Origin of the sequence: Caldimonas sp., assembly GCF_046289365.1 — a bacterium.
Lineage (GTDB): Bacteria > Pseudomonadota > Gammaproteobacteria > Burkholderiales > Burkholderiaceae_C > Caldimonas.
On the sequence record NZ_JBKBVU010000208.1, the window covers coordinates 1 to 5,379 of the forward strand.

The 5,379-nt window shown below is 69.8% G+C and carries 2 protein-coding genes and 1 pseudogene; all 3 read left to right on the forward strand.

Features of this window, described 5'->3' with window-relative positions; translation table 11 throughout:
- Positions 1 to 151 precede the first annotated feature (151 nt).
- Positions 152 to 2,941, forward strand: coding sequence for a type VI secretion system Vgr family protein (locus ACK42S_RS15350; RefSeq protein ID WP_409709452.1), 2,790 nt, complete (start codon positions 152 to 154; stop codon positions 2,939 to 2,941).
- Entirely contained in the window at positions 2,938 to 4,632 is a 1,695-nt protein-coding gene (locus ACK42S_RS15355) for a hypothetical protein (protein WP_409709455.1), read from the forward strand. The genes ACK42S_RS15350 and ACK42S_RS15355 overlap by 4 nt, the downstream gene beginning before the upstream one ends.
- Positions 4,629 to 5,379 (forward strand): annotated as a pseudogene (locus ACK42S_RS15360) (hypothetical protein); the annotation flags it as partial. The gene ACK42S_RS15355 and the pseudogene ACK42S_RS15360, both read left to right, overlap by 4 nt.

A 5,379-nucleotide genomic window follows, 5' to 3' on the forward strand; every position in this document is an offset into this window, starting at 1 on the left:
CGTAACCACCCGCAACCTGCGGCAACTCTTTGTAAAACCCGCGATTGCTGGCTTCCCAAGGCGGCGGGGCCTTGTCCATACTGCGCCGCGCTCTGAGACCGAGCGTTCCATCGTCGAGCGGGCGCGCCCCGCCACCATCCAGGGAGGATGCATGGACCTTGACCTTGCCGAGGCGGCGCGGCGTGCTGCGTCCAGCGCTTTTGGTGTGGCCTTCAGCCAATCTACGCGCTTGCTGCGCCTGCAAGGCGGCTTGCTGCCCGGGGTGCTGCCGGCCGGGCTGATCGCCCAGCGCGCGCTCGTGCACGAAGGCTTGAGCGAGCCGTTTCGGCTCGAGATCGACGCGCTGAGCCCCTCGGCGGGGCTGCCGGTGGCCGCCTGGCCGGGCCACGAGGTGGTGCTGCAACTGCTGTGTGCCGACGGCTCGCTGCGGTCCTGGCACGGCCACGTGCTGGCTGCCCGCTTTGGCGGTGCCGACGGAGGGTGGGCGCGCTACCACCTCACCGTGGGCCCCTGGCTGAGCCTGCTGCATGCCCGCCGCGACAGCTTCGTCTACCAGGGGCGCCACGCGCTGGACATCGTGGCCGAGGTGCTGCGCGACCATCCCCAGGCGCGCTGGCGCGCGCAGGTGCAGCGCGCCTTGCGCGTGCGCGAGCTGTGCTGCCAATACCGCGAGAGCGACGCCGCCTTCATCGAGCGCTTGCTGGCCGAAGAAGGCCTGGTCTACCACTTCGAGCACCACGACGCGCACGGCGAGACGCCCGCGCAGCACGTGATGGTCATCACCGACGCCCAGGCCCCGGCGCCCGATCTGGGCGCGCTGCCCTTTGGGCGCGGCGACCTGCGCCTGGGGCCCCAGGCCCGAGAAGCCGTCCACGGCGCAGCCGTGCACCACCACGGCGCGGCCACCGAAGTCGTGCTGGGCAGTTGGAGCCCGCAGCACCTGGCCGGCACCACCGCCCAGGACACCATCGCCCAGGACACCGCCGCCGCCCCATCGCGCCCGCACTGGCCGGCGCTGGCCGTCTACGACGGCGCGGGCCAGCAGCGCTACGCCGATGCGGCCCACGCGCACGAACAGGCGCGCCGCCGCGCCCAGGCGCTGGCCTGGCCCCAGCAGGGCCTGCACGCCCGCTCCAGCGTGCGCCGGCTCGTCCCCGGGGCGCTGATCGAGATCGGCGCCCACGCGGCGCTGCAAGGCCGGCGCTGGCGCTTAACCCGGGTGCGCCACCACATCACCAACCCCTTGCCGGCCCCGCCGCCCGGCGCAGCCGCCGCCGCGGCCCAGGACGATGCCGCCGGCGGTGGCTACCACAACGAGTTCGAGGCCTGCGCGGCCGAGCACCCCTGGGTGCCGCCGTGGACCCCCAAGCCCCAGGCGCCGGGGGTGCAAGCCGCCGTGGTCACCGGCGTGGACGGCGCGGCCTTGCACACCGAGCGCAACGCGCGGGTCAAGATCCAGTTTCCCTGGCAGCGCGGCGTGCGCCCGCTGCCCGGCGGCCTGGCCCACGACAGCCCCGTCGATGCCCAGGGTCATGCCCCGGGCGATGAGCGCGCCAGCGCCTGGGTGCGCGTGACCCAAGGCGCGGCCGGCCCCAACTGGGGCACGGTCTTTGTGCCGCGGGTGGGCACCGAGGTGCTGGTGGACTTCGTCGAGGGCGACATCGACCGCCCGGTGATCGTGGGCCAGCTGTACAACGAGTGCGACGCCCCGCCCTATGCGGCCGGCCAGGACTCGGGGGTCAACCACCCTGGCACGATCTCGGGCTGGCTCAGCCATGGGCTGGACGGCGGGCATCACAACAGCTGGGTGCTCGACGATGCCACCGGCCAGCTGCGCATGCGCTTTTTGTGCACCCACACCATGAGCGAGCTGGGCCTGGGCCACCTCATCGAGCAAGCCGCCTGCGGCGCGCAGCGCGGGCCCTGGCGGGGCGCCGGCTTCGAGCTGGCCAGCGCCGGCTGGACCATGGTGCGCGCCGCCCAAGGCCTGCTGCTGAGCACCACCGCCCGGCCCGCCTTGGGCCAGAGTGTGCACGGCGCGCAGATGGACACCCCCGAGGCCCAGGCCCAGTGGCGCGGCGCACACGCCTTGCACCAGCGGCTGCACCAAGCCGCCAGCGCCTGCCAGCCGGCCCAGGCCCCAGCGGTGTGGACCCAGGCCGTGCAGCAGGTGGAGCCCCCCTCCACCGAACAGGCCGCCGCCAGCGGCTTTGCGCAGCCGCTGATGGTGTGGGATGCCGCTGCCGGCGCCGTCTTCAGCACCGAAGGCCCGCTGGTGAGCTGGGCTGCCGGGGACCAGCACTGGGTGGCCCAAGACGATGTGCAGCTCAGCGCCGCCCACACCGCCAGCATCACCGCCGGCGCGGCGCTGCGCTGGTACGCCCACGACCAGGGCCTGCAGTTCAAGGCCGCTGCCGGGCCGCTGAGCATGCGCGCCCACACCGACAGCCTGAGCGTTCAGGCCGAGCGCGAGGCCACGCTCACCAGCACCGACGACGAGATCCACATCCAGGCGCAAGAGCGCATCGAGCTGGCCTCGGGCGCAGCGCGCATCGTGCTCGACGGCCCCCACATCACCTTCACCTGCCCGGGCGCCTTCACCGTGCATGCCGCCACCCATGACTGGGGGGCGGGCCTGAGCGAGCCGGCGCTCTTGCCCCATTTGCCCACCGGGTTGGTGCAGGTGCCTGAGGCGACCGCTCAGGTGCGCCTGGCCTACCACGACGGCGAACCCGTGCAAGGCGCGTCAGTGCTGGCGCGCAGCGCCGACGGCACTGTGCACCGCACGCAGCTCGACGTGCAGGGCTTTGCGCAAATCGACGGCTTGCGCGGTGCGATGGTGGAGCTCACCGTCGGCCCGGACATCCGGCCCTATGGCCGCTTCAAGCTGCCGGCGCGCTGCGACGAGGACCTGCAGCACTGGAACACAGGTGCGGCATGAGCCAGACTGTCTTGCCTGCGGGCATCGTCGAGCGCGTGTGGGACGGGGCGGGTGAGACCTGGCACTGGCTGCGCGGCGTGGTGCTGGGTGAATGGGAGGACCGGCGCAGCACCAGCCAGATCGTGGCCGACGCCATGGTGGGCTTCGTGCCCGGGCTGGGCTCCATCGTGACCTTGCGCGACCTGATCGCCGTCATCGTGCGCCTGGCGCGCCACCCCGACAAGCGCGAGGACGTGGACGAGTGGATTTTGCTGGTGGTGATGCTGCTGCCGCTGATCCTGACGGCCGCCGGCGCCTTGGCCGCTGGCGTGGGCGCCCTGGTCGGCGCTGAGCTGGGCGGCTTTTTGCGCGCCGTGGGCCTGTGCCTGGTCAAAAAGGGCGGCGTGGCGCTCAAGAGCCTGGTCGAGTTCCTCAACGCCCATGGCTACGGCAATGCGGTGCAGGCGCTGCAGCAGGTGAAGTTTGCCCGCTACAAAGACGCCGTGGTGCGCGGCTTGAACGAGCAGATCGACAAGCTCATCGAGCTGGCCCGGGGGCTGCAACGCAAGCTGCAGGCGATCGACCCCCACAGCCTGCCGGTGTGGCTGCCTGGGCGTGAGGCCGCCTTGCGCGGTGTGCAGCGCTGCCAGGCCTTCATCGGGCAACTGCAAAGCCTGCGCGAGGCGGCGCGGCGCAAGATCCCCGAGGCGCTGCTGGAGATGGACGAGCGCCTGGGCGCCTTGCTGGCCGGCGACTTGCGCGCGGCCACCCATGTGACCTACACCGTGCCCACCGGCCAGGCCGCCCCGGCGGTGGCCAAGCTCGAGCGCAGCGCCGAGCACGCCGGGCCTGAGCTGCGCAACCCCCACCCGCCCGAGCCGGGCAACACCCGCCGCCTGCCCGAGCGCCGGCTGCTGCTGGTGCAGCATCCGCGCGAGTACCGCTACACCGACGCCAGCGGCCGCCCCGTGGGTGCCAAACCCTATGTGCCAGGGGTGACCAAGGTGGAGAATCCACCACTTAGTGAGCGGAACTGGGATCGAGCAAAAGAGAAAGTCCAAGAAGGTTGGCCCGATCTGACGGCTCCCAACCCCCAAAAGCCCGGTCGGTACAACACCGACTACGACACCTTCTCGGGCACCTTGCGCGCGCAGCGCATCAGCGCAGGCAGCGCGCAGACTTTCAAGCGGCTGGTCAGTCACGACAAGGGTGATTTCATGGACCGCGGCGCCTTCTGGACGCGCGAGCTGCCGGCCGACGGGCAGGCGATGCGCGCCGATCTGTCGGTCAAGGAGGGCTGGAACAAGGACGGTCAATACGTGGAGCTGCGTGTGCCGCCCAAGGGCCATCCGGTGTGGAAGGAACTGCACGCCTTGCAGGAGAAGGCCGCAGGCCGCCCCGTGAAGTACCGCGAGGAGCTGAAGTTCTGGGAAGGTCCGGCCGCCTCTCAGGTCTATGAAAAGCAGCTCCCCGATGGCACCAAAGTTCCCGACGACTGGTACTTGCCCGGTGGAGGACAGCAGCAGTTCTTCGACCGCGAGCAGTTGGCCGTGCTGCAACGCCACGGCTTCATCACCCAAAGGCAAGCGACGAACTTTACGGATTTCGACGCGAAGATCGGCAACATCGTGCCCAAGGACGGCCCTTGCTTCGAGGTCGTGCCTCTGGATGTGGCCGTGCCCCCACCCCAGCCCACAGGAAACGCACCATGAGCCAAGCCAAGGACAACCCGCTGCAACTGCCCGCGCACATCAAGGCCATGCCCGAGGACGAGAAGCGCGCGCGCAAGGCCTGGCTCAAGCAAAAGTTCTCATCCTTCGAGTATCACGAGGAATTGGTCCGAACGCATGAGCAGTGGCGCGGCGTTCTGCGTCGCGCTTTGAATCGTGCATTGACTGATGCTCAATGGCAGCAACAGTGCCCCGGTGAAGCTGCTGTTGCGAAGAACTTTGCCCAAACCGCCATGCCTTTGATCGAGGCCAAGCCCAAGCCTGGCGACTACAAACGCGAGCTTTGGGACAAGTACTACGCATCGGGTCTTTTTCGCTCCATCCCCGACTACAACCGCTACCTCGTCAGCGAAGGCGACTTCCTGTCTTGGCTTACCCCGGACGAACACCGCGAATTGGGGCGCTACTGGGGGCCGATGGCGAGGATGGCGCAGAACATTGCATACACGGTTGATGATCGTTGGGAGGAAGATCCAGATGATCAAGACTGGATCCTCGACGAAAAGTACACCGGCCCCATCGACTGGCCGGCCAACTGGAGGGAAGAAGTCGATCTTCCCGGCGATGCAAGGCCCCGACCGCCCTCCACCCCTGCCGGATCGCCCTGTCCGCGCACGGGCTGGTGGTTCACGCCGGCCAAGGCGAACAGCCGCCGCCACTTCCAGGCCGGCCAGATCATGCCGGACCTGCACGCCGACTGGGGCCTGACGATTTGGCAGTGGGATGTGC